The sequence below is a fragment of the Reichenbachiella sp. 5M10 genome (genome assembly GCF_002742335.1).
Lineage (GTDB): Bacteria > Bacteroidota > Bacteroidia > Cytophagales > Cyclobacteriaceae > Reichenbachiella.
In genome coordinates, this window is record NZ_MDGR01000007.1 from 306214 (window position 1) to 329069 (window position 22856).

Sequence of the window (22856 nt, forward strand, 5' to 3'; positions counted from 1 at the left end):
AATTGTACAATTTAATAGTTGTATCATCCTTAATACGCTGGCAAGGATAAGAAATTATTGCTAAGACACAAAATTGTCTTGTGTCAGCTTTCTTTTCTGAGTTCTTCCATGTCGGCCATGATTTCGTCGAGTTTTCGGAGTAGTCGACCGTAGACGATATTGAGATCTAGGGTATAGATTTTGCCACCTAGGGCAAACATCGCTGCGCAGATGAGTACCAACCCAGCCAAGAAGAGCGTAGGGACGCCATAGGTCAAGTGTAGATCGGGAAAGGAAACCAATAGCTTTTGGGTCAGTTTCGTACCCATGGGTACGCCATGGAAGTCCAAGAACCACATGCCTGCAAGCATCGATGAGAAGATCATAGGATAGAGGATACGGGAGAGGCGGGCATTGATGCGGATCTGCTTTTGGAGCCATTCGTGAAATGAACGGAGGTATTCGTAGCTGTTGGTACTCTTGTCTAGGTCTCCGAGTGATTGACTCAGCCGATAGTTGACGAAAACAGTAAGGTTGATAATGATGAAAAAAGGGACTCCCATATAAGGCATGCCTAGGGCAAAGCTCATCGGTAGCATGATCATCGCGAGGATCATTAGGCCCCATAGGTTGAGCTTGAACATATGTTTGAACTTCTCCACGATGTCTTGTGACTTTTGGTTGTAGAGATTGTTGAGTTTGGGAGCGATGAGTGCATGGCTATCCACAAAACCATTTTTCCAGATTGTTTCAATTGACTTTTCCATCCAATAGTGTTTTTAAACGTTCTTTGATTCGACTGATTCTTACGCCTATGTTGTTGGCATTGGTGCCGATGATGTCGGCGATTTCTTGGTAGGATTTCTCCTCTAAGTAGAGCAGTATGACGGCTCGGTCTACTTCCGAAAGTCGACGTATAGCATCATAGAGGGCGTTGAGAGACTCGTCAGCAAAAGCTCGACTGTCCTCTGTGACGATGTCTGGCAGGTAGTCCGAGGCAAAGTACTGCCCATTTTTCTTTTTCTTCTTGAGTAGAGTCAGACAGACATTGAGTGAGATGCGGTATACCCAGGTCGACCATTCGGATTGTTCGCGAAAATTGTCTCTGCTCCGCCAGATTTGCAACGAGACCTCTTGGTAGTAATCCTCAAAATCTTCCTGTGTATTGGTATAGGCTCGGCAGATTTTGATGATGATTGCCGCATAAGGCAATATGTACGAAGTGTAAAAATCACTACTCATTCAAGTTTTTCTTGTTTAGTGGCCAAAACCATGAATCATTACAGGGGCTTGAAAATTAATTTGATTTTTTGTACAGTTGCGATCGGATGAGTTTGCATATTGTGTCTTTAAAACCCAATGAGGGTAGTTGTAAGATAATGGCTTGTCGGTGGAATAGAAATGGTACGAGCAGGGATTAAAATTTGGATGTGGGTGCTTTTGGCTGGGTGGTCTACCCTAGGGAGAGCAGTAGATACAGCGGATTGGATGGAGCGAGGAGACTCTTGTGCTGTAGCTTTGGATTATGCTTGTGCGATTCAGCTATACGAAGAAGGTGCAAAGCAACTGGGTTTTGGTGATTCGAGTGGGCTGTATGCGACGTTTCAAAACCGCCTAGGGAAAGTGCACTACGATCAGGGGCATTTTCAGCAAGCCTATGCATACTATCAGTTGGCATTGGCTCAAGCGGATTCCTTTGGGGTGTCTCATGAGAAAGCGGAAGCCCTGCAAGGGATGTCTCATATCCTTTGGCGCTATGGCGACAATGTCAAATCCATCCAATTGATTGTGGAGAGTATGGCCCTTTTCAGGGACTTGAGAGACACAGCCTCTGTAATTACCGCTTCGCATATCTTGGCAGGGATCTATGTGAGTACAGGAGAGGTCGATGAGGCCAAAGAGATTTATCAGCGTGCATTGTCCATGGCTGAGGCTAGCCGGGACTCACTGGGTATGGCCAGTAGCTACGAGTATTTGGGAGTGGTGTATTTTTTTAAAGAAGAGTATGCCGCGGCAATTGCTGCGTATGAGCAATCCTTGCAGATGAATTTGCGCCTGGGGCAGGAGATAGATGCAGGAGTGACCTATGCCAATATCGGGGAGGCATATAATTATCTGCAGCAATACGATCAAGCCCTTGTGTATTTCAAAAAATCTGAGGCTGTGCTGGGAGCGCATGGCTTCAACTCGGGACTTATCTTTGTTTGTTACAGTAGAGGATTGACACATATGGAGCGCGACGAATATGCTTTGGCACTGAAGTACTATCAGCGGAGTTTGGCTCTCATAGCCGAGACAGGGGAGGCTCGAGAAAAACCACGTGTCCTCCAACTGATGGCTGATTGCTATGCCAGACAGGGGAGATACCAAGACGCCTATCACTATCACGAGCGATATGCTGAGGTACATGATTCTTTGCTCAGTGTCAACCGAAGTATCGAACTCTTGGACATCATGGGCAAGTACGAGTTGGAGGAAAAGGAGAAGGAAAATGAACTGCTGACCAAAGAGAATGAATGGAAGCAGCAGGAACTGGCACACCAAGAGGCGGTGATCAAGCAGCATTACTTCTTTGGGGCAGTGTTGTTCATACTCTTACTGATTGCTCTGGTGTTGGCTGTCAAACTGTATCAAATCAAAATACTCCTCACTCATGCAGATCGAACCAAAAACAAACTTTTTGGTTTTGTAGCGCATGATTTGAAAGCGCCAGTGGCCAATATTCAGATGTTGATAGACATGATCAAGCCCGAGCTATCACAAGAATCAGAAGAAGTACAGGAACTTTTCGAGGAACTCAACAATGCCTCGCATTCGGTGAGTCTTTTGTTGAACGATCTTTTGTCTTGGTCGATCTCTCAGCAAGAAGGCTTTCGGTTTACTCCGAGTGCTTTGGTGCTCAAGGATGCCGCGGCGTATTGTATAGAATTGTTTCAAGATCAGCTTGAGTACAAACGGCTCAAGATTGATGATCAATTGTCTGCCGAAACACGTGTGTGGATGGATGATAGAGCCTTGTTGGCAATTCTTCGCAATCTGCTTTCCAATGCCATCAAGTTTTCCCATGCAGAGGGGGTGATTGTCTTTTCGGCCAGCTCATCCGGTGGGCGTGTGACCTTTGCCATGGAGGATCATGGTGTTGGGATGTCACAGGAGCAAGTGGACAAAATCCTCTATACCCAAGAGTTCGTCTCTCGTCGAGGTACGGCCAACGAAAAAGGGAGCGGTTTGGGACTTAATTTGGTCAAGGAATTCGTAGAAAAGTCCAAGGGGAAGTTTTGGATAGATAGCAAATTAGGAGAGGGGACCAAGATTTCTATTCGGCTAGATGCTGCGAGTATTCAACGCTAGTGCTCCACATTTCCAAATCACTCAGTTTTTAGTTTGGGGCCAGTCAAAAACAAAGAGGTTGAGCGAAGCAGTCTACCTGCCCAAATCTCGTAGCATACCGAAGTGTCCAGCTACTGCCGATCTAAAACTCGGAAAGCTGTAGTAGGGCAATTGGTATTCACTGGCAGTTTGCTCTACGATTTTGGCGATAGCCGGATAGTGTACATGACATACATCAGGGAAGAGATGATGCTCAATCTGGAAATTGAGTCCACCGACGAACCAAGTCAATATTTTGTTTTTCATTCCATAGTTGGAGGTCGTCAGGACCTGATGTGATGCCCAGCACGTATCCAAATCATTGGATTCGGCTTTGATGAAACTGGCATTGGGGACCACATGAGCGGTCTGGAATATCAAAGCCAGCATGATGCCAGTCACCGCATGGGATACCAATATCATGAGGATAGTCTGGCCAACGGGGATGTTGATCAAATAGATCGGAAGGATCAAGAACACCGCGTAGTACATGAGCTTTCGTCCGAGGATTCCAGCAAATTCTTTTCTAAACTCTGCCCCCTTTTTGATCAATCCCATCTGTCGGTACTCGAATGCTTTGACAAAATCCTTGGTAGTGATCCACTCGAGCAAGGGGACGCAGTAGAATATCGGCGCATAGAGATGCTGAAAGCGGTGAAACCATCGCTTGGGCTGATGTTCTGAAAACCGGAAAAAGAATCTTGGAAGGATGTCCTCATCGGTATCTTCGATGTTGGTATAGGTGTGGTGGATGACGTTGTGTTGGATTTTCCAGATGAGGCGATCTACTCCGACGAGAGCTGCCGAAAACGACATGATGGCATTGTAACTCTTATTTTTAGAATAAGCTCCATGGATCGAGTCATGCATGACTGCTGTCCCAATGAAAGCCTTGCCCAATCCCATGATGACCCAAAGAGCCATGAGCAAATAGAGGTTGGTAAAGCCTGCAAAAAGTAAAACAAAATAAGGGGTCAAGTAGATGGCAAAGAGTACGATGGATTTGATGACCATGTGTTGATTGGCATTTTTTTCGATTTGATTGTCGTTGAAATACCCATTGACACGTGATCGAAGTGTGTTCCAAAAATCGTCCTTTTGCTTACTTTTAAATTTGTATTTGATCATACTGATTTCCCTGCTACACTCCCGCGCCCAGAATTTTTTAAAGATTTGACAATACGAATTAGTCAGTGAAATGGATTGAGATAGAGTCTTTCTCTCAAAGATTGGTACTACAAGAATAATCAAATATCCTCGAAGCATCAAACAATTGTCTGCCCATTGCAAAGATTAAATCTCTGAACGTCTGTTCATAAAGCGTGCCGAAATCATAGGATCATGAAAATTGCGGCGACAGCTGTCATGATGATAATGAACCAACGAAAATTTCGGTCTGATATTTTTTGGATGACTTTGATTCCGAGATATGCCCCAAGAGCAATGAAGGGAATCAATATCAGATCGAGCAAGAAAGAGTCCCATGTAATGGTGTGCCAGACCCAGATGTGGAAGGGAACCTTGAAGAGGTTGACGCAGAGAAAGAACCAAGCAGCTGTGCCGATGAATTGGTTCTTGGGGAGACGCATGGAGAGGAGATAGAGCGCCATTGCACTGCCGGCGAGATTGCCAACCATGGTGGTGAACCCTGCCACAATACCCATCATCGCCGCAAACCAGAGGTAGTCAGGGATGCTTTCTTTGTCGGCTCGCTCCATCCATAGCATCACCACCAAACTCAAGAAGATGATGATCCCCATGATTAGACGAAACATGTCGTCATCGATGGTTTGACCAAAGTAGGTGCCGAGCAATACACCTAAGATAGTCCAGGGCAAGAGCTTCCAGAGGTACTTGGATTCGGCATGTCGATGGTAGTATTTCACTCCGACAAAATCTGCCATGATCAGTACTGGGAGCATGATGCCGCTGGAGCTTTTGCCTCCGAAAATCACCGCGAGGAGTGGTACTGCGAGCATGTTGGCGCCATGTACGCCTGTTTTGGACATACCTACGAGTACACCTACCAACAAAAAAGCGAGCAGGGATTCGTGTGAGAGAGAGTAACCGAAGAGTTCTACCATATGGCTGCAAATCTCTATAATTCGTGTGAATTGAATGGGGGATTGGCATGAAAAAGCCCTCAGCGACGAGGTGTCACTGAGGGCTTTAGGATGAAGTCAACCCAACTTGTTGTTTGATTGATGCTTATTCTTCTGACAAGAACGGGTACCTGTAGTCTTGCGGAGAGTTGAAGGTCTCTTTGATGGTACGTGGCGATACCCAACGAAGTAGGTTGAGAACAGAGCCTGCTTTGTCGTTGGTTCCTGACCCTCTTGCTCCACCAAAAGGCTGCTGTCCTACTACTGCACCTGTTGGCTTGTCGTTGATGTAGAAGTTGCCTGCTGCATTGACAAGTTTTTTGGTCGCCAAATCGATCGCATACCTATCGTCCGAAAAGATAGCTCCTGTCAAGGCATAGCCTGAAGTCTTGTCTACGAGCTCAAGAGCTTCTTCGAAGTGCTCTGGGTGGTAGACATAGATCGTGATCACCGGCCCGAATATTTCTTCGCACATGGTGGTAAACATCGGGTCTTTGGTCACAATGACCGTTGGCTCGATGAAATAACCTTTTGATTTGTCATAGCCTCCGCCAGCGATGATTTCTGCTAGGTCACTTGCTTTGACTTGATCGATATAGCCTGAGATTTTGTCAAATGCTCTTTCGTCGATGACAGCATTGACGAAGTTGGAGAAGTTTTCTGGTGACCCTACTGTGATAGAGGCTAAATCCTCTGTGACGTAATTTTTGACGTCATCCCAGATGTTTTGCGGGATGTATGCACGGGATGCTGCGCTGCATTTTTGTCCTTGAAACTCAAAAGCACCTCGGACGATTCCAGTTGCGACCGCTTTTGGATTGGCAGATTTATGTGCGATGATGAAGTCTTTCCCTCCTGTCTCTCCGACGATTCTAGGGTATGTTCTGTATTTGGAGATGTTTTCACCGATGGTTTTCCACAGATGTTGGAATACAGCCGTACTCCCTGTGAAGTGCAAGCCTGCAAAGTCAGGATGGTTGAAGACCACTTCGCCTGCTTCTGGACCATCCGTGTAGATCAAGTTGATCACGCCATCTGGCAATCCTGCTTCTCTGAATACTTCCATGATCACCTGTGCTGAGTAGACTTGTGTGTCAGCTGGCTTCCATACGACGGTGTTGCCCATCATGGCTGGTGCTGCCGATAAGTTGCCCGCGATTGCGGTGAAGTTGAACGGGGTGATGGCGAACACGAACCCTTCGAGAGGTCTGTATTCGAGTCTGTTCCACATGCCAGCATCTGAGTTGGGCTGGGTAGCATAGACCTGCGTCATGAAATGCACATTGAAGCGCAAAAAGTCGATGAGTTCGCAAGCTGCATCGATCTCTGCTTGAAAAGCATTTTTAGATTGTCCTAGCATCGTCGCAGCATTGATTTTGGCACGGTACGGCCCAGCGATCAAATCTGCTGCTTTGAGGAAAATACTCGCTCTGTGTTCCCAAGGGAGGTTTTGCCAATCTTCTTTGGCGCCAAGCGCAGCATTGATGGCTTGTTCGACGTGACCAGCATCTCCTCTGTTGAAGTAGCCCAGTGTGTGCTTGTGATCGTAGGGAGGAGACATTCTGACTTTGTTTTCAGTGGTGACTTGTTCAGCACCGATATACATCGGAATGTCGATTTCTTGATTTCTTAATTCTGCAACAGCCGCTTTGAGCGCTGCTTTTTCCGGACTACCTGGACCATAACTTTTGATGGGTTCATTTGTCGGATTTGGGACGGGATATATTCCTTTGGGCATATCTCTTGTTGTTTAATGTTAATTGCTGCCGCAAATTTACGAAAGTAATCCCGATCGCCATTTTTTTGCTATACTTTTATCCCATCATATTGATTGTCGACCCGTCATGAGTTTCAAAGAGTTCTACACCAAGTACCGCAAGTATTTTCGAAACGACCTTTTTTTCTACGTGTTTATGCTGGTCTTTCTGCTCTTTTTGTTTTTTGTGGTTGGGCTGGATTAGTGCATGTAACTGCCGGCATTGAGGTCGATGGTACTGCCGGTAGCGTGATCGGCCATGCCACTGGCTAAGAAAGTGACCACAGGAGCGATGTCTTTCGGTTCGGTCAATCGCTCCAACGACAAGTCTCCTGTAGCGTGCTCCGCACCGTATTTTTCCATGATGGATTTGGCCATGTCGGTGCGTACAAATCCAGGAGCGAGGTTGAAGGCTTTGATGCCTTGCTTTCCATAGGCTCTAGCGATGGTTTGTGTGAGGGATACTAGTCCTGCTTTGGATGCGGCATAGGCCATGTACTCTGCAGTGTCTCCCCTAAATGCCGCACGAGAAGTGATGTTGATGATACGGCCTGCGGCATTTCGTTTGAGAAAGTGTTCGATGGCTTTTTTACAAAGTATACCTGCTGAGTGCAGGTTGACTTGCATGTTGGTGTTCCAAGCGTCAATCCAATCGTCCTCTTTGGTGTCAATATTTGCTGGTACAGCGACTCCAGCGTTATTGATTAAGATTTCGATACTGCCCATCTCAAGGATCACTCGGTCAAAAAGATTGGCGGCTTCATCAGGTTGAGAAAGATCTGCTTGAAAGGCACGTGACTCGTTGCCCAAGACTTGGGCGAGGTTTTCGGCTTCACGCATGCTCTTGTTGTAGTGTACGGCGATCGTGGCTCCTGCTTCTGCTAATTTCGTAGCGATGGCTTTGCCGATTCCTTTGCTTGCTCCTGTGACCAGTATGTTGAGTCCAGATAAATTGATGTACATAGGGTATGAAAAAATGTCTTCGTTAAACTTAATACGCTCGACTTGAAATAGTAACTGATTGAAGACATATTGAGATATATTTTACAATATTACACGTCGCATTTGGTGATTCTTCGTTGGAGGAGAGTTGAGATTAAAGAAATGAAAATGATGAAAACAAATATTATCCTATTGTTTTTTGCTCTGGTAGTGAGTCAGGGTGCGGTCGCTCAAGATTCGGCCATCCAATGGTATAGCATCGAAGAAGCGCAAGTACTGGCGCAAGAGAATGCCAAACCCATTTTTGTCGATTTTACCGCGGTGTGGTGCGGTTGGTGCAAGAAGATGGACCAGACGACTTTTGCAGATGCCAAAGTGGTGAAGGTAATGAACGAGGGGTATTACCCTGTGAGGCTCGATGTAGACAATGGGGACACGTTTGTATTTGGCGGCACAAGCACCACTGCCAAATCTATGGCGCAATCGATGGGAGTGACGGGGCTACCGACCATGGTCGTCATCGCTCCTTCGATGGAGTCCCATCATAGCATAGCCGGTTATCAAAAGCCTGCACAATTTATAAGGAGCCTGCGGGAGTTGTAGCCCGTATTAGGTAGTGAGTGTGTAGGCTTGCAACACCCCAATTACGATGCTAGTGAAACTTAGAATGAGTTGCTTGATCTTTGCTCTCTGGTAGATACGAAAACTTGCATACACGTGCTCTTCTATCGAATTGAGCGAGATGATCGCGTCGTTGAGTATGAACATGCCGAGCAGGATGAGGGCAAGGTGATTGAGACTGACCAGAAGCTGAGGATAGTTGATCATCGTTTGCCATTGATCTTGATTGAGTATCTCTGACAAAAGAAGATAAAGCCCAACGGCACAAAACCCTAAGCTGACAATGGTTTGCGCGATGTTGAGTATAGGTTGAGTGGATAGTTTGGATTGGTACTTGAGGGTGATGGTGAGCAAGGAAAGAAGTCCTAGACTAATGGATAGAATGCTGTGAATCATTGTGGGGGGGAATCAGGCCTGACTCCAGGGAATCAGGCCATGTGATATTACTTCAATTGTTCGTTCAACTCATCGATGGTTTTAGCCATAGCGACACCAGGTAGCTTGATCGGAGCGGCTACTTCCGCGAGGAAGGTACCGTTGACTTCACCTGTTTTGTAGGTAGTGAATCCTACTCTGTACAATCCTACAGTTAGAGCCTTTGTTGGGTTGCTTGCTTCGCTTTTGTATCTCAACAGTGAGTTGTAGCTGCTTCCGCTAGGCTGTTTCGGCATCTCGCTACTGTCATCGTTTCGGGCTAGAGTAGTCCAAGTAGCACCATCAGCGGCAGCTTGCGTCAGGTTGTCTTTAGATACGATGTTTGATCTCTCAAGAGTGATGTAGGTGTCAAAGTAATCTTTGTCACTTGCGTGATCTGCATAGTCTGCTGATTCGGTGGCGTTTTTGATCTTTGTTTTTCCTACTGGAGACATCATTCTTACACCCAATTCTGGAGCTACTGCTGGTACCCAGATGTAGATGTAGTAGAATTTTTTACCATCTACGGTTGCATCTTCATTGCCTGCTGCTGCATAGCCGAGGTATGATACGACATCAGTATAAGGTACTTTGATGGTTTTCGGACCTACTGTTTTTTCTGTAAGGCTGCCGAAGCTTCCTAGTTTTTGAGCATTGATTTGGCTCACGGTGACTAGACAAATTAGAAGTGCCAATAGGCTGATCTTGCTTGCGTTTTGTTTCATTGTGTTTTTGTTTGTGAAATAATTAGGGTGCAATGTTAGAGAGGTCCGAGAGCCTATGCATCGCTATAAATAATGAAAAAAAAATATCACCATTTTTAATGAGTGCGAGGTGCTCTCCACATATCACACTTATATTTGTCTGCTAAGACAATACCAACTAAATGCAGCAAAAGAGAAAGAAGGTAATGATTATGACGGGAGTACTATGGGTGTGTCACTTGCTCCTCTGTGCCAAGCCCCCGGTAGTAGAAGATTCTCTCGTCAGAGCTCAGGTCAATCTCCTGCTTGACCAATCCCAAAATGTCAAACTGTCACTGGATAGTACAGTACTGTTACTGGAAGAAGCACAGGCCTTGAGTCAAGAGGGGACGTATAGGTATGGGATTGGACTCAGTTCCTACTTTCTGGGAGTTGCGCAGCTCAATACGGGAAAGTACGATGAGGCCGAGCGAAACATTGTTCGAGCAAGGGAGGTGCTCTCTCAGTTGGGCGAAGATTACTATGTCATGCTCAGTTACAAGCAGCAGGGGTCTATACACAGGGCGCGAGGCAATGCCGCGGAGAGTATAGAGTATGCGACGACAGCTTTGGGCTTGTCTGAGGCACTGGGGCTGCCCGAGGAGTCTCTCAAAATTATGAATAATATAGGTGCGGTTCATTTGGGGCAGGGACATTTTGAATTGGCTAAGGCTCAGTTTCGAAATAGTTTGGCCTTAAATCCAGAGGATCGCATTCGGGCCATCCTCTTGGGCAATTTGGGATTGGCAGAAGAGAAGGATGGAAACCATGATAAGGCACTAGAATATTACCAAGAAAGTTTAGATATCTCTATGCGATTGGGAGATCCAGTGAGTCAATATACGACGATGGACTTTATGTCTGCTCTTTTTTTGCAGAAGGGGGAGTATGACAAGGCATTGGCATATAGCTATCAAACCATGAAGGCCTATGAACGGGATAACAGAGCGCCTGAGTTGCTCAAAGCATACAACAGAATAGGACTCATACATGCTCAAGTCAATCATTATGATTCGGCGGACTACTATTATCACCTAAGCCTAGAGATTGCTCAAGCCTTAGGCTCAGTAGATGTTATGTATATCTATGCTAATTTGGCATTCAATCACGCACATCAAGGGGAGTATAAAAAGGCGTATGAGGAATTGAATATCCATACGACCATGAAGGATTCTGTGCTGACCTTGGAGAAAAGTTGGCAGGTCGAGGAGTTGCTGGCCAAGTATGAATCTGCGTCGAAGGAGAAGGAAATATCCATATTGCAAGCAGAACAGGCGCTCCACGAAGCGAGCTTGGAGAGGCAGCGTTTGATTCGAAACACAGCGATGGGGGGGAGCTTGTTGATGCTAGGGGTCTCTGTATTGTTGATTTATAGCTATGCGCAAAAACTAAAAAACAACAAGGTGCTGGCTCAAAAGAATGAGGAGATCAACCGGCAGACTCTCCGCGAAATACTCAAAGAAAATGTAATTGTCAACATCAAGGCGACCATTAAGGGGCAAGAGGAAGAACGAATGCGGATCGCCAAAGAATTGCATGACAGTGTCGCGGGGTCCCTCGCAGCAGTGAAGCTGAGATTGGAGAACCTGACACTCGATAAGAGTGGGGAAGAAGCGGTCAAGCCGATTGTAGAGCAAGTGAATCAGACCTACGAGGAGGTCAGAACCCTCTCTCACAATTTGACACCTACCAAAGTGCTCAATGCACCTTTTGTGGAATTGATCAAAAGCTACGTGGAGGAGCTCGCTCAATCTACAGGGTTGGAAATATGCTTTTTGTCGTCGCAATGTGAGGTACTCAACGAACTGCCAGACTCTTTTAAGGTGGATGTGTACCGTATCATTCAAGAGCTTTTGGCGAATGCCGTCAAACACGCACAAGCCAAATATATCGAGGTGGTACTCACTAAAAACGAAGAAGAGATCAATCTTCTGGTTGAGGACAACGGTCGAGGGTTTGAGGTGTCTCGAAGCTCCAAAGGGATCGGCTTTGAGAATATCAAACATCGTATCAAGGTCCTGAATGGACAAATGAATATTGATTCAACTCTCGGGCGAGGCACTATTGTCAATATTGATTTGCCCTGGCCCAATGAGGGAGTGGATGCGATGCATAACTTGTAGTAATTATGAAAAGTAAGATAGAAATACTCATAGTAGATGATCACAAGATGTTTTTGGAAGGATTGAGTTCTATCCTGTCTAGTGAAGAACACATACATGTGGCGGCTATCCTCACCGAAGGGCGCGAAGCATTGGCTTATTTGGATCGCCATCATGTGGATCTCGTGATGACTGACATCAGCATGCCGATTATGGATGGAGTAGAACTCAATGCCGCGCTCAAAAAACATCCTGTTTGCCCAAAGACCCTCGTGGTGAGTACGGAGAGTAATCCCCCGACGATACAAAAGCTCATCAAAGGAGGAGCTGATGGGTACCTCTTGAAGAACGCTGAAAAGAAGGAGTTGCTAACAGCGATAGAGAGGATAGCAGAAGGAGGGAAGTATTTTTCGAAAGAGGTTCAGGACAAGTATACTGAGAGTCTGTTTGCAACGGTACCCAAAGTGAATGTACATGCGGAGTTGAGCAAGCGGGAGAAGGAAATCCTCTCGCTCATCGTAGAGGAGTATACCGCACATGAGATCGCAGAAAAACTGTTTATCTCTCAGCATACCGTCAATACACACCGCAAGAATTTGCTGTCCAAACTGGGCGTGAAGAATACCGCTGGTTTGGTGAAGCACACGATCATCAACGGGCTACTAAAATAAAAAGCCGTCCCTTGTGGAACGGCTTTGCTTTCTTTGGGCTGCTTGAACTGACCGTTATTTTATTTCAACCACGCTTTGTACATCCAGAGGGTTTTCTCCTGCTCCTCGATGTAGGCGGACATGTGGTCTTCAGTACCACTATCTCCTGCTTCGCCTGCGAGCTCCTTGATGGCTCTTTCTTTGGAGATGAGGTGCTCTAGGTTGGAGACGATGGTCTGTACCGCAGTCTCATCATCGTGGACGTTTTTGACGGGTTGGATAGAGGCAGTCTCTAGGTAGTCCTGAAAGTTGTGGATCGGCGTACCGGCTATTGTCAAAATTCTCTCAGCAATCTCGTCTACTTTTTCATTGGCCATGGTGTATAGTTCTTCGAACTTTGCATGCAATTCAAAGAAGTTACGGCCTTGGATGTTCCAATGAAAACCTCGAAGGTTTTGGTAGTATATTTGAAAATCAGATAGTAATTGATTCAATTGGTCTATGATTTCTTGATTCTTTTTCATGATCTATTTTAATTTTAAGTTCTACTACAAAGTACGCAAATACTGCGCCAGCAGATGTCTTTTATAGATCAAAATCCCTAATCACATCATAGTAGCTATCTATCAGCGGATGTATTTTTTGAAAAGGCTCTTGATCTTCATTTGGAGCACACCGATGACGGCTTCTTTGAATATTCCTCGACTCATTTTGGAGGAACCTAAGGTGCGGTCAGTGAAGATGATGGGGACTTCGGTGATTTTGAAATTGTACTTCCAAGCTTGGAATTTCATCTCGATTTGGAAAGCATATCCGACGAAGTGGATGTTGTTCATCCCGATGGTTTCGAGGACTTCTCTTCGGTAGCATTTGAATCCTGCCGTGGTGTCTTTGACGGGGATGCCTGTGATGAATTGCACGTAGATACTGGCGAAGTACGACATCAGTACACGGTCCATTGGCCAGTTGACTACATTGACCCCAGAGATATATCGCGAACCGACGGCTAGGTCATATCCATCGTCTTTGCACGCTTTGCGCAGACGAATCAGGTCTTCGGGGTTGTGTGAGAAATCTGCATCCATCTCGAAGATGAAGTCATAGCCTCTGTCGAGGGCATACTGGAAGCCCGTGATGTATGCTGTGCCCAGCCCCAACTTGCCAGAACGCTCGATCAAGTGGATCTCAGGGTGTTGTTTCATCATGCTCTTGATGATGTCTGCCGTACCATCTGGAGAACCATCGTCCACGATCAAGAGATCAAAGTGCTGATCTAGCTCAATCACCGTCGTGAGGATGGCTTGGATGTTTTCCTTCTCGTTGAAGGTCGGGATGATGACGAGACTATCGTTCAAGTGTGTTGTGATACTAGAGTGAAACAAAATGCTAAAGTACGTAGGCTTTTGCTTTAGTAGCCGAGGATTTTCAACATTTGTTCGCTGCTTTGTTCGGGAGCGAACAGTTTGGTGTTGATTGTGCCGTCGGCATCTTTGTCTATGATCACATGCTTGGGAGCCGGGATGAGGCAGTGTTGTATTCCTCCATATCCTCCGAGAGATTCTTGGTAGGCGCCTGTATGGAAGAAGCCTAGGTACATCTTGTCCTCTTCCTTGATCTTGGGCAAGAAGACCTCTCCAATGTGGGCTTCCGAATCATAGTAATCCATGCTGTCACAGGTCAATCCGCCTAGGTTGACTCGATGGTAATCATTTTTCCATAGATTGATAGGGAGCATGATGAATTTGGTATTGAGGCCCCATACATCGGGCATGTGCGTGATGAACGAGCCATCCATCATGTACCATAGCTCCTTGTCATTTTGTAGCTTTTGGTCAAGGACCGAGTAGATAGTTGCACCACTTTCTCCAACAGTGAAGCTCCCAAACTCCGTAAATATATTGGGAGTGGGTACGTCATGTTCTGCGCAGATCGTTTGGATCTGCTCTACAATTTGGTCAACCATGTAAGCATAATCGTATTCGAAATGAAGGGAGTTTTTGATAGGAAACCCTCCTCCGATATCGATAGAGTCAATCGTCGGACAGACTTTTTTGAGTTCACAGTATTTGTTGATGAATCGACTCAATTCACTCCAATAGTACGAGGTATCCTTGATGCCCGTATTGATGAAGTAGTGGAGCATCTTGAGTTGTCCTTTGGTTTTGTCTTTGATACGGTCTTGGTAGAACTCCACGATGCTATTGTAGCGGATGCCAAGGCGCGAGGTGTAGAAGCTAAAGTTTGGTTCTTCGTCTGATGCCACTCGCAAGCCCATTTGATAGTTGCCTTTCACATGCTGCTCGTAGTGCTCGAGTTCTTTCATGTTGTCGAGGATTGGCATACAGTTATCAAATCCCGAGTTGAGTAGCGAACTGATTTCTTCTAAGTACAGTGGTCTTTTAAATCCGTTGCAAATGATGTAGGTGTCCTTGGTGATTTTTTTCTTTTCGTAGAGACTCTTGATGATGGCTATGTCGTATGCAGAGGACGTCTCCAAATGGATGTCGTTTTTGAGAGCTTCTTCTACTACAAATTGAAAATGGGACGATTTTGTGCAGTAGCAATAGGTGTATTTGCCTTGATAGTTTTTCTCCTTGAGCGTGTTCGCAAACAGCTTCTTGGCAAGCTGTATTCTTTCGGATATTTTGGGTAGGTAGGTGAGTTTGAGTGGCGTACCGTATTCGTCGATGAGGGCTTGTAAATCTACTCCATTGAAATGTAGCGATTCATTTTTTACTTCCAGTTCTTCGGATGGGAAGTAAAACGTTTGCTCAATCAGATCTAAATACCTATTCATAATACCTGGGTTAAAAGTGTTTTTGCGAACCGCGCAAATATCAGAATTTTTTAAAATTATACTCCAATTATTTATGTTTTCGCTCAATCAAATGATTTGTACAAAATACCCTTAAATTTGCTGACCCAAAAAATGATATAGAATGATAGAGTTGATGATTCAGGATGAAACAGCGCAGTTGGAAGCAGTGGTGTTAGGCACTGCTCGCAGTTTGGGAGGGACTCCCGATCTGGCGCATGTCTATGATCCTAAGTCGCGTGAGCATGTGCTCAACGGCACATTTCCTCAAGAATCCGATTTGATTCAAGAAAATGAGGCTTTTTGTGCTGTTTTAGAAAAATACAACGTGCAGGTGTATCGCCCTGATGTATTAGAAAACATCAACCAGGTCTATGCTCGAGATATTGGATTTGTGATAGACGAACGATTCGTTGTGCCCAACATTATTTCCGACCGGGAGCATGAGAAGGATGGTATCGGGTATCTGACACAACGACTCGATGAGTCACAGCTACTCTTCATGCCCGAGGGTGCGCATGCCGAAGGAGGAGATGTGATGCCATGGAAGGGACGCTTGTTCGTGGGGTATTCGGAAGAGCAGGATTTCGAGCAATACAAAGTCAGTCGAACCAATAAAGCTGGACTGAATTTTTTGGAAGAAAGTTTTCATAATTATGAAGTGATCGGGTTTGAGCTTCAAAAGTCGGATACCGATGCAAGAGCTAATGCACTTCATTTGGATTGTTGTTTTCAGCCGATTGGTCATGATCAATGTATCATTTATCCAGGAGGTTTCAAAAATCGTAGCGACTATGAATGGTTGGTAGGGGAGTTTGGTGCAGATCGATGCATCGAGATCACACAAGAGGAGATGTATCTGATGCATTCGAATGTGTTTTCAATTTCGCCAGAGATCATCGTCAGTGAAGCGAGTTTTGATCGTCTCAATATGGAGCTAGAGCATCGTGGATTCATCGTCGAGCGAGTCAAATATGCCGAGGTTTCCAAGATGGAAGGCTTGTTCCGTTGTTCTACTTTGCCACTCAAACGTAGCTACTGATATGGGAGCCAATACCACATCCACCCTATTGATGATTCGCCCGATTCGTTTTCGATACAACGAGGAGACGGCTGTCAATAACTACTATCAAATTGAAATGGAAGGAGAAGAGAGCGTGGATATTCAATCCAAAGCACTCGGAGAATTCGATGACTTTGTGGAAGAGCTAGAGAAGCGAGGGATACAAGTGATCGTAGTGAATGACACCCTCAAACCCGATACTCCAGACTCGATTTTTCCCAACAACTGGGTGTCTTTTCATCACGATGGGACGGTAGGGCTATATCCCATGTATGCAGAAAATAGACGTTTGGAGCGCAGAGAGGATATCTTTGATTTGCTAGAAGACAAAGGGTTTGTGATCACGCAGGAGATACATCTGACGGACTTCGAGCATGTAAGTCAGTACTTGGAAGGAACTGGTAGTATGGTGCTGGATCGTGAAAATAAGATTGCCTATGCAGCACTGTCCGAGCGCACGCATCCCGATGTGTTGCAGGCTTTTCGTGAGCAGTTTGGATTTGTTATCATTGATTTTGAAGCCAATCAAACGCATGATGGCAAGCGTTTACCCATTTATCATACCAATGTAATGATGAGTGTAGGGGATGGTTTTGCGGTGATCTGTTTGGATAGTATCGATGATATGGACGACCGTGCCAAGGTCATCGAGAGCCTCGAAGAGTCTGATAAGGAGATCATTGAAATTAGCGAAAAGCAAAAGGAATCCTTTGCGGGCAACATGCTACAGGTCGAAGATGCCCAAGGAGTAAAATACATGGTGATGTCCCAGTCTGCCTACCAGTCTTTGGATCAGGATCAGGTCGACACCTTATTGAGGTACAACAAAGAAATTATTTATAGTTCGTTAGATACGATCGAAACATTAGGAGGAGGGAGTGCCCGCTGCATGATGGCAGAGGTGTTTCTCCCCAAAGCATAGATACATGGATTTAGCATTAGATATACAAAAAGGAATACAGTCTGCTCTCAGAGAATTGTATAGTCATGAGGTGGCATGGTCTGAACTCGGATTACAGCCTACCCGCAAGGAGTTTGGAGGGACCTATACGTTTGTGACTTTCCCGTATGGGAAAATCTCCAAAAAAAGCCCGCAAGATACAGCGCAGCAAATTGGCGAGTATTTGACAGAGCACGTCGCGACGGTAGCAGGCTTCAATGTCGTCAAAGGCTTTTTGAATATCGAAATCGCACCATCGGCCTGGCTGGCAGTGCTCAACGCCGCTTTGGCTGATCCGAATTTTGGCAAGGGCCATAAGAAAAAGCAGTCTGTAATGGTCGAGTACTCCTCACCTAACACCAATAAACCTTTGCACTTAGGTCACCTCAGAAATATATTTTTGGGCTACTCCGTGGCTAAAATCTATGATGCCCTAGGGTATGAGGTGGTCAAAGTACAGATTATCAATGACCGTGGTATACACATCTGCAAGTCCATGTTGGCTTGGCAGAAGTTTGGGGAGGGTGAGACTCCGGCCTCTTCGGCTATGAAAGGGGACAAGCTTGTCGGGAAGTATTATGTGGCGTTTGACAAAGCCTACAAAGAGGAGATCGCAGCACTAGTAGCAGCAGGAAAGACGAAGGAGGAGGCCGAAAAGCAAGCCCCCTCACTCTTAGAGGCACAGGAGATGTTGCGAAAATGGGAAGCCAAAGATCCAGAAGTGTACCGTCTTTGGGAAACGATGAACGGTTGGGTGTACGAAGGGTTTGATAAGACCTATGCGCAGATGGGGGTAGATTTTGATCAGCTGTATTATGAGTCAGATACTTACCTGTTGGGCAAGGATGCAGTAGAGGAGGGACTGAAATCTGGACACTTTTTCGAGAAAGAAGATGGCTCGGTATGGATTGACTTGACAGACGAAGGTCTAGATCAGAAGATCGTACGTCGTAGTGACGGGACAGCAGTTTACATGACGCAAGATATTGGTACAGCGATCCAGCGATTCAAAGAATATCCCGATCTCGAGCGTCTCGTCTACACCGTGGGTAATGAACAGGACTATCATTTCAAAGTGCTGTTTTTGATCCTCAAGAAGCTCGGATACAAGTGGGCTGATGGGTGTTTTCACTTGTCCTATGGTATGGTAGATTTGCCTTCTGGCAAAATGAAGTCACGAGAAGGTACGGTGGTAGATGCGGATGATTTGATGGCTGAGATGATTCAGATCGCAGAGGATCACACCCGTGAGTTGGGCAAAATCGACGGGTTCAGTGCCGAGCAGGCGACGGCATTGTATGATACGATTGGTATGGGCGCTTTGAAGTATTTCTTGCTCAAGGTCGATCCGAAGAAGCGTATGTTGTTTGACCCCAAGGAGTCTATCGAGTTTCAGGGCAATACAGGGCCGTTCATTCAGTATACCTATGCGCGGATCTCTGCGATTCTTCGTCGTGCGGACGAATTGAAGGTGGAGAGAGGGAGTGTAGCGACTGATCTCAACTTGAGTACCAACGAAGTAGAACTGATCTACTTGCTCTCAGAGTGTCAAAACAAGTTGCAACTAGCAGCAGAAGAGTATAGTCCCGCGGTGATAGCACAGTATGTCTACGATCTAGCCAAAGAGTACAATAAATTTTATGCAGATCAGCCGATCTTCACGGAGGAGAGCGCTGATGTGGTAGGACTCCGAGTCAACTTGTCCAAGCAGGTGGCACATACGATTGAATTGGGGATGTCACTGTTGGGCATAGCCGTGCCTGAGCGAATGTAAGCAAAGAGGATGATTCAACATTGGTTAGCAGCATTTCGGTTGAGGACATTGCCTTTGGCATTGTCTAGTATATTGATGGGAGGGTTTTTGGCCTATGGCCAAGGAGACTTCTCTTGGATGATCTTGGGTTTATCGGTTCTCACCACAGTTTTTCTGCAGATCCTTTCTAATCTTGCCAACGACTATGGTGATTCGGTGCATGGAGCGGATAGCGTCGATCGTATGGGGCCTCAGCGCGCGGTACAAGCGGGTGTGATTACTCCAGTAGCTATGAAGCGAGCTATGGTTGTGTTTGCTGTACTATCACTGGTGTCTGGATTGATGCTGTTGTATGCGGCCTTTGCAGATCAATTGGTCTTTGTATTGATGTTTTTGGGCCTTGGGTTGCTGTGTATTTATGCAGCCATTACCTATACTTCAGGCAAGAATCCATATGGATACATGGGGTTGGGTGATGTATCGGTTTTTTTGTTTTTTGGATTGGTAGGTGTGTTGGGGTCTTACTTTCTCTATGCCCATGCCTTTGATGCATGGATGGTTTTGCCAGCGATGAGTTGTGGGGCTCTTGCTACCGGGGTACTCAATGTCAACAATATCCGTGATCTGATTTCGGATGAAAAGGCGGGTAAGCGCTCCATACCTGTGCGTATCGGACGCGTCAAGGCAGTTGGCTACCATTTGGGACTGCTCGTCCTCGCGATGAGCTGTGCGTTTATATTTGCTTGGGGTGCAGGGCAGGGGTGGTCATCGTACCTCTTTGTGGGAGTTATACCGTTTTTGATAGTGAACTACCAAGCCGTGCGTACCAAGCACGATGCGGCTGATCTGGATCCTTACCTCAAACAACTTGCTCTGAGTACCCTTCTTTTCGTTGTTTTGTTTGGCTTGGGCCAAATTATCTAAGAGCCCTCACTACGCGTTTTTTCTCAATAGGTTTTGTGTACGATTGCGTTCAGTAGTGATCGGTTTTGTGCCTTTTTTGTGATATGCGTCGTGCTGGTATTTTATATAAGTATCTGATTTTCAGTTATTTGTTTGTTTTGGCATGACAATGGCCAAATTCAGGTCAGATGTCAAAAACAAAAATCAAGTACCTATGAAAAATTCAATCAAATCTATCGCGTTATCCCTATTAGCAGTTGTACTCATCTCTACAAGTTCGTACGCAGGAGGGGCCAAAGAAAAGGCCGTAGAAAAGGCCAATGATGTAATCGAGCATGCGGCTCCAGATGACTGGATGTTGCTAGCTAAGCAAGCACAATTTTTGCTCCGCAAAGAAGCGGGGTTGAGCACTGCCAAATCATGGCTAGACCAGTCACTCAAAATCAAAGAAGACAGTTACAACCTGTCAATATTGGGGGATTATTACCTCAAATGCAACCTGAATGACCAAGCTGTTAATGCTTATGTGCAGAGCATGGAGGTGTTGAAAAAAGACGATGCGACAGTTGATACGGAGCATATACAAGTCAAAATCGTCGAAGCGATGGGGTGGTAAGCGTCAAGACAAGTAGAATCCTCATCTGAGGAAAGCAAGGGGTGGCTTTTTGTCACCCTTTTTTTGTATATATGTGTGCACCTAGAATAAGTTGCTTAATTTTATGAGGAATCAATAAATCTTAAAGAATGAAAACCATATTAGTCCCTATCGATTTTACCGAGGTATCGGATCATGCATTTGACATGGCGATTCAAATGTCCAAAAAAGCACAAAGTGAAATCCTTTTGTTGCACATCATAGAAGGGCCGTCTAGCTCTGCGATTCACACGATGGGTGTGGTCGACGCTGATCCCATGGAGTCGCTGTTTATCAAGCGAATGATCGAATCTGCGGAAGCCAAGATGGCGAAGAAACTAGAGGAGGCATCGGCACAAGGAGCCAGTGCGAAATCTAAGATCAGAATCGGGAATGAATTTGTCGAGCTTACCGAACAGATCGCTGAGACGAAGTGCGATATTGTGGTGATGGGTACCGAAGGGGCAGAAGGTTTTGGCGAGGAACTCGTAGGATCCAATGCTGAACGAGTGATCCGTAAGAGCAAAGTGCCTGTGATTACCCTCAAGACGAAGTGTGAGGATGTCAATAAACTCAACAAGATCGCTGTAGCGACTACTTTTAGCGAGGTGAGTTCTGAATTTATCAAGCATTTGATGTCTTTGCAGGAATTTTTGGGAGCACACCTATATTTTGTTAAAATCAATACGCCTAGTGCATTTTTGAGCACGAAAGAAAACAAAAAGGCCATGGAGAAATTTGTCTCAGACTATGGATTTAAAAATTGCAGCACAGAAGTGTACAATGATTACTCTGAAGAAGACGGGATTGTTTCCTTTGCAGAAGGGATCGGTGCTGATATGATCGCTATGGAGACACATGGTCGTACAGGAATCGCTCATTTGTTGCTAGGGTCGATTGCCGAAGATGTGGCTAATCATGCCAAGAGACCAGTCTGGACCATCAATGTAAAAAAGGAAAAAGGTGTCAAAGAAAGCTAAATTTAAAACTAGAATTGGAGTCGTCTATTCAACCGACGACTCCTTCGACTACCAAGAGGAGGGGGGATTTGATCAGGAAACACTCGATCCCAATGAGCAAAAGCTGAAAGTGATGCTCGATAAAAAGAACCGTGGAGGCAAGCAAGTGACGCTCGTCACAGGTTTTGTAGGGGGTGATGATGATCTCAAGGATCTCGCTAAACTGCTCAAATCCAAATGTGGTGTGGGAGGAAATGCCAAAGATGGAGAAATATTGATCCAAGGGGATTTTCGTGACAAAGTGCTCCAAGTGCTCCATAAAGAAGGCTATACAGCCAAGAGAGTTGGAGGATGATTTTTATTCATAATTATTTGATATTTTGAGTGCTAGCTATGGTTTTTCTTAAAAAGAGTCTATATTTGCACTCCGATTTTTTCTAGGATCGAATTAAAGACGAGAGATAATGTCAAGAGTTTGTCAAATAACAGGTAAGAGGCCAAGAGTAGGGAACAACGTATCCCACGCCAACAATAAAACGAAGAGAAAGTTCTACCCGAATCTTTTTACAAAGAGATTCTATATTCCTGAAGAGGATAAATGGGTGACTTTGAAAGTATCTTCTACAGCATTGAAAACCATCAATAAGAATGGAATCTCTGCTGTGTTGAAAAAGGCCAAAGATAAAGGAAATATTGTACTATAATATTTAGATAAGATGGCTAAGAAAGGTAATAGAGTACAAGTAATTTTGGAATGCACGGAGCACAAACAAAGTGGTCAGCCGGGTACTTCTAGATACATCACTACGAAAAACAGGAAAAATACTCCTGATAGAATGGAGTTGAAAAAATTCAACGCCATTTTGAAGAAATATACTGTTCACAAAGAAATTAAATAACCATGGCTAAGAAGGTAGTTGCAACGCTGAAGAAAAAGGATGGTGTCAAATACGCCAAAGTGATCAAAGCGGTAAAGACTAAGACAGGTGCTTATTCTTTTCGTGAAGAGATCGTTACCGAGGATAGAGTAAAGGAAGTACTCTCTGCGAAGTAATCGATAAAAGATTTTGTGTAGAAGTCTCCTGTTGCAAACGGGAGACTTTTTTTGTTT

25 protein-coding genes are annotated in these 22856 nt (G+C 45.3%); 14 read left to right on the forward strand and 11 right to left on the reverse strand.

What is annotated here, in order from left to right:
- Positions 1–83: 83 nt before the first annotated feature.
- A complete protein-coding gene (locus tag BFP72_RS01290; protein ID WP_099597378.1) occupies positions 84–746 on the reverse strand; it encodes a hypothetical protein in 663 nt (220 codons plus the stop codon).
- Complete coding sequence (locus tag BFP72_RS01295) at positions 730–1221, reverse strand: RNA polymerase sigma factor (RefSeq protein WP_099597379.1); 492 nt, start codon at positions 1219–1221, stop codon at positions 730–732. The genes BFP72_RS01290 and BFP72_RS01295 overlap by 17 nt, the downstream gene beginning before the upstream one ends.
- Positions 1222–1380: 159 nt before the next feature.
- Between BFP72_RS01295 and BFP72_RS01300 the strand changes: the two genes are divergently transcribed.
- On the forward strand, positions 1381–3330 hold the full coding sequence (locus BFP72_RS01300) for a tetratricopeptide repeat-containing sensor histidine kinase (RefSeq protein WP_099597380.1): 1950 nt from the start codon (positions 1381–1383) through the stop codon (positions 3328–3330).
- Positions 3331–3402: 72 nt separating this feature from the next.
- On the opposite strand, the gene BFP72_RS01305 is transcribed toward BFP72_RS01300, so the two are convergent.
- The 4 genes from BFP72_RS01305 to BFP72_RS01320 all read right to left on the reverse strand — a co-directional run bounded on the left by BFP72_RS01305 (position 3403) and on the right by BFP72_RS01320 (position 8169).
- The gene (locus BFP72_RS01305) at positions 3403–4476 is read right to left on the reverse strand and encodes an acyl-CoA desaturase (protein WP_158233225.1); all 1074 of its coding nucleotides are present in this window, start codon (positions 4474–4476) and stop codon (positions 3403–3405) included.
- Positions 4477–4679: 203 nt separating this feature from the next.
- Positions 4680–5432, reverse strand: coding sequence for a sulfite exporter TauE/SafE family protein (locus BFP72_RS01310; protein ID WP_099597382.1), 753 nt, complete (start codon positions 5430–5432; stop codon positions 4680–4682).
- A gap of 124 nt (positions 5433–5556) precedes the next feature.
- Complete coding sequence (pruA, locus tag BFP72_RS01315) at positions 5557–7188, reverse strand: L-glutamate gamma-semialdehyde dehydrogenase (RefSeq protein ID WP_099597383.1); 1632 nt, start codon at positions 7186–7188, stop codon at positions 5557–5559.
- Between the two features lie 219 nt (positions 7189–7407).
- On the reverse strand, positions 7408–8169 hold the full coding sequence (locus BFP72_RS01320) for an SDR family NAD(P)-dependent oxidoreductase (RefSeq protein ID WP_099597384.1): 762 nt from the start codon (positions 8167–8169) through the stop codon (positions 7408–7410).
- Positions 8170–8316: 147 nt separating this feature from the next.
- Here BFP72_RS01320 and BFP72_RS01325 point away from each other — a divergent pair, with 147 nt between their 5' ends.
- Complete coding sequence (locus tag BFP72_RS01325; protein ID WP_158233226.1) at positions 8317–8751, forward strand: thioredoxin fold domain-containing protein; 435 nt, start codon at positions 8317–8319, stop codon at positions 8749–8751.
- Positions 8752–8757: 6 nt separating this feature from the next.
- Here BFP72_RS01325 and BFP72_RS01330 read toward each other — a convergent pair whose 3' ends face one another.
- The gene (locus tag BFP72_RS01330; protein ID WP_143519896.1) at positions 8758–9165 is read right to left on the reverse strand and encodes a hypothetical protein; all 408 of its coding nucleotides are present in this window, start codon (positions 9163–9165) and stop codon (positions 8758–8760) included.
- 47 nt (positions 9166–9212) lie between these two features.
- Complete coding sequence (locus BFP72_RS01335; protein ID WP_099597387.1) at positions 9213–9908, reverse strand: Lipl32 family lipoprotein; 696 nt, start codon at positions 9906–9908, stop codon at positions 9213–9215.
- A gap of 161 nt (positions 9909–10069) precedes the next feature.
- Between BFP72_RS01335 and BFP72_RS01340 the strand changes: the two genes are divergently transcribed.
- Positions 10070–12049 (forward strand): tetratricopeptide repeat protein, encoded by a 1980-nt coding sequence (locus BFP72_RS01340; RefSeq protein WP_099597388.1) that lies wholly within the window; start codon positions 10070–10072, stop codon positions 12047–12049.
- A 5-nt stretch (positions 12050–12054) separates the two neighbouring features.
- Entirely contained in the window at positions 12055–12699 is a 645-nt protein-coding gene (locus BFP72_RS01345; RefSeq protein WP_099597389.1) for a response regulator transcription factor, read from the forward strand.
- Positions 12700–12758: 59 nt separating this feature from the next.
- On the opposite strand, the gene BFP72_RS01350 is transcribed toward BFP72_RS01345, so the two are convergent.
- The 3 genes from BFP72_RS01350 to BFP72_RS01360 all read right to left on the reverse strand — a co-directional run bounded on the left by BFP72_RS01350 (position 12759) and on the right by BFP72_RS01360 (position 15475).
- Positions 12759–13202 (reverse strand): Dps family protein, encoded by a 444-nt coding sequence (locus BFP72_RS01350; protein WP_099597390.1) that lies wholly within the window; start codon positions 13200–13202, stop codon positions 12759–12761.
- Between the two features lie 102 nt (positions 13203–13304).
- Positions 13305–14033: a polyprenol monophosphomannose synthase gene (locus BFP72_RS01355; protein WP_099597391.1), complete on the reverse strand. Its 729-nt coding sequence runs from the start codon at positions 14031–14033 to the stop codon at positions 13305–13307.
- Positions 14034–14086: 53 nt separating this feature from the next.
- A complete protein-coding gene (locus tag BFP72_RS01360; RefSeq protein WP_099597392.1) occupies positions 14087–15475 on the reverse strand; it encodes an arginine decarboxylase in 1389 nt (462 codons plus the stop codon).
- Positions 15476–15617: 142 nt separating this feature from the next.
- On the opposite strand from BFP72_RS01360, the gene BFP72_RS01365 reads away from it, so the two are divergent.
- From BFP72_RS01365 to BFP72_RS01410, 10 genes are all read left to right on the forward strand, one after another.
- Complete coding sequence (locus tag BFP72_RS01365) at positions 15618–16535, forward strand: dimethylarginine dimethylaminohydrolase family protein (protein ID WP_099597393.1); 918 nt, start codon at positions 15618–15620, stop codon at positions 16533–16535.
- 1 nt (position 16536) lies between these two features.
- Entirely contained in the window at positions 16537–17478 is a 942-nt protein-coding gene (gene ctlX / locus BFP72_RS01370) for a citrulline utilization hydrolase CtlX (protein ID WP_099597394.1), read from the forward strand.
- A 4-nt stretch (positions 17479–17482) separates the two neighbouring features.
- Positions 17483–19270 (forward strand): arginine--tRNA ligase, encoded by a 1788-nt coding sequence (argS, locus tag BFP72_RS01375; protein ID WP_099597395.1) that lies wholly within the window; start codon positions 17483–17485, stop codon positions 19268–19270.
- 9 nt (positions 19271–19279) lie between these two features.
- The gene (locus BFP72_RS01380; RefSeq protein WP_099597396.1) at positions 19280–20173 is read left to right on the forward strand and encodes a 1,4-dihydroxy-2-naphthoate polyprenyltransferase; all 894 of its coding nucleotides are present in this window, start codon (positions 19280–19282) and stop codon (positions 20171–20173) included.
- A 193-nt stretch (positions 20174–20366) separates the two neighbouring features.
- Entirely contained in the window at positions 20367–20768 is a 402-nt protein-coding gene (locus BFP72_RS01385; protein ID WP_143519897.1) for a hypothetical protein, read from the forward strand.
- A gap of 128 nt (positions 20769–20896) precedes the next feature.
- Positions 20897–21766 (forward strand): universal stress protein, encoded by an 870-nt coding sequence (locus BFP72_RS01390; RefSeq protein WP_099597398.1) that lies wholly within the window; start codon positions 20897–20899, stop codon positions 21764–21766.
- The gene (locus BFP72_RS01395; protein WP_099597399.1) at positions 21750–22100 is read left to right on the forward strand and encodes a translation initiation factor; all 351 of its coding nucleotides are present in this window, start codon (positions 21750–21752) and stop codon (positions 22098–22100) included. The genes BFP72_RS01390 and BFP72_RS01395 overlap by 17 nt, the downstream gene beginning before the upstream one ends.
- Positions 22101–22209: 109 nt before the next feature.
- A complete protein-coding gene (rpmB, locus tag BFP72_RS01400) occupies positions 22210–22449 on the forward strand; it encodes a 50S ribosomal protein L28 (protein ID WP_099597400.1) in 240 nt (79 codons plus the stop codon).
- Between the two features lie 12 nt (positions 22450–22461).
- Positions 22462–22644 (forward strand): 50S ribosomal protein L33, encoded by a 183-nt coding sequence (gene rpmG, locus BFP72_RS01405; RefSeq protein WP_099597401.1) that lies wholly within the window; start codon positions 22462–22464, stop codon positions 22642–22644.
- Between the two features lie 2 nt (positions 22645–22646).
- Positions 22647–22799, forward strand: coding sequence for a DUF4295 family protein (locus BFP72_RS01410; RefSeq protein ID WP_099597402.1), 153 nt, complete (start codon positions 22647–22649; stop codon positions 22797–22799).
- The last annotated feature ends 57 nt before the right edge of the window (positions 22800–22856 follow it).

Coding starts and splice junctions, on each gene's coding strand:
- BFP72_RS01290 (WP_099597378.1), bottom strand. CDS start 746: ATGGAAAAGTCAATTGAAACAATCTGGAAAAATGGTTTTGTGGATAGC.
- BFP72_RS01295 (WP_099597379.1), bottom strand. CDS start 1,221: ATGAGTAGTGATTTTTACACTTCGTACATATTGCCTTATGCGGCAATC.
- BFP72_RS01300 (WP_099597380.1), top strand. CDS start 1,381: ATGGTACGAGCAGGGATTAAAATTTGGATGTGGGTGCTTTTGGCTGGG.
- BFP72_RS01305 (WP_158233225.1), bottom strand. CDS start 4,476: ATGATCAAATACAAATTTAAAAGTAAGCAAAAGGACGATTTTTGGAAC.
- BFP72_RS01310 (WP_099597382.1), bottom strand. CDS start 5,432: ATGGTAGAACTCTTCGGTTACTCTCTCTCACACGAATCCCTGCTCGCT.
- pruA (WP_099597383.1), bottom strand. CDS start 7,188: ATGCCCAAAGGAATATATCCCGTCCCAAATCCGACAAATGAACCCATC.
- BFP72_RS01320 (WP_099597384.1), bottom strand. CDS start 8,169: ATGTACATCAATTTATCTGGACTCAACATACTGGTCACAGGAGCAAGC.
- BFP72_RS01325 (WP_158233226.1), top strand. CDS start 8,317: ATGATGAAAACAAATATTATCCTATTGTTTTTTGCTCTGGTAGTGAGT.
- BFP72_RS01330 (WP_143519896.1), bottom strand. CDS start 9,165: ATGATTCACAGCATTCTATCCATTAGTCTAGGACTTCTTTCCTTGCTC.
- BFP72_RS01335 (WP_099597387.1), bottom strand. CDS start 9,908: ATGAAACAAAACGCAAGCAAGATCAGCCTATTGGCACTTCTAATTTGT.
- BFP72_RS01340 (WP_099597388.1), top strand. CDS start 10,070: ATGCAGCAAAAGAGAAAGAAGGTAATGATTATGACGGGAGTACTATGG.
- BFP72_RS01345 (WP_099597389.1), top strand. CDS start 12,055: ATGAAAAGTAAGATAGAAATACTCATAGTAGATGATCACAAGATGTTT.
- BFP72_RS01350 (WP_099597390.1), bottom strand. CDS start 13,202: ATGAAAAAGAATCAAGAAATCATAGACCAATTGAATCAATTACTATCT.
- BFP72_RS01360 (WP_099597392.1), bottom strand. CDS start 15,475: ATGAATAGGTATTTAGATCTGATTGAGCAAACGTTTTACTTCCCATCC.
- BFP72_RS01365 (WP_099597393.1), top strand. CDS start 15,618: ATGATAGAGTTGATGATTCAGGATGAAACAGCGCAGTTGGAAGCAGTG.
- ctlX (WP_099597394.1), top strand. CDS start 16,537: ATGGGAGCCAATACCACATCCACCCTATTGATGATTCGCCCGATTCGT.
- argS (WP_099597395.1), top strand. CDS start 17,483: ATGGATTTAGCATTAGATATACAAAAAGGAATACAGTCTGCTCTCAGA.
- BFP72_RS01380 (WP_099597396.1), top strand. CDS start 19,280: ATGATTCAACATTGGTTAGCAGCATTTCGGTTGAGGACATTGCCTTTG.
- BFP72_RS01385 (WP_143519897.1), top strand. CDS start 20,367: ATGAAAAATTCAATCAAATCTATCGCGTTATCCCTATTAGCAGTTGTA.
- BFP72_RS01390 (WP_099597398.1), top strand. CDS start 20,897: ATGAAAACCATATTAGTCCCTATCGATTTTACCGAGGTATCGGATCAT.
- rpmB (WP_099597400.1), top strand. CDS start 22,210: ATGTCAAGAGTTTGTCAAATAACAGGTAAGAGGCCAAGAGTAGGGAAC.
- rpmG (WP_099597401.1), top strand. CDS start 22,462: ATGGCTAAGAAAGGTAATAGAGTACAAGTAATTTTGGAATGCACGGAG.
- BFP72_RS01410 (WP_099597402.1), top strand. CDS start 22,647: ATGGCTAAGAAGGTAGTTGCAACGCTGAAGAAAAAGGATGGTGTCAAA.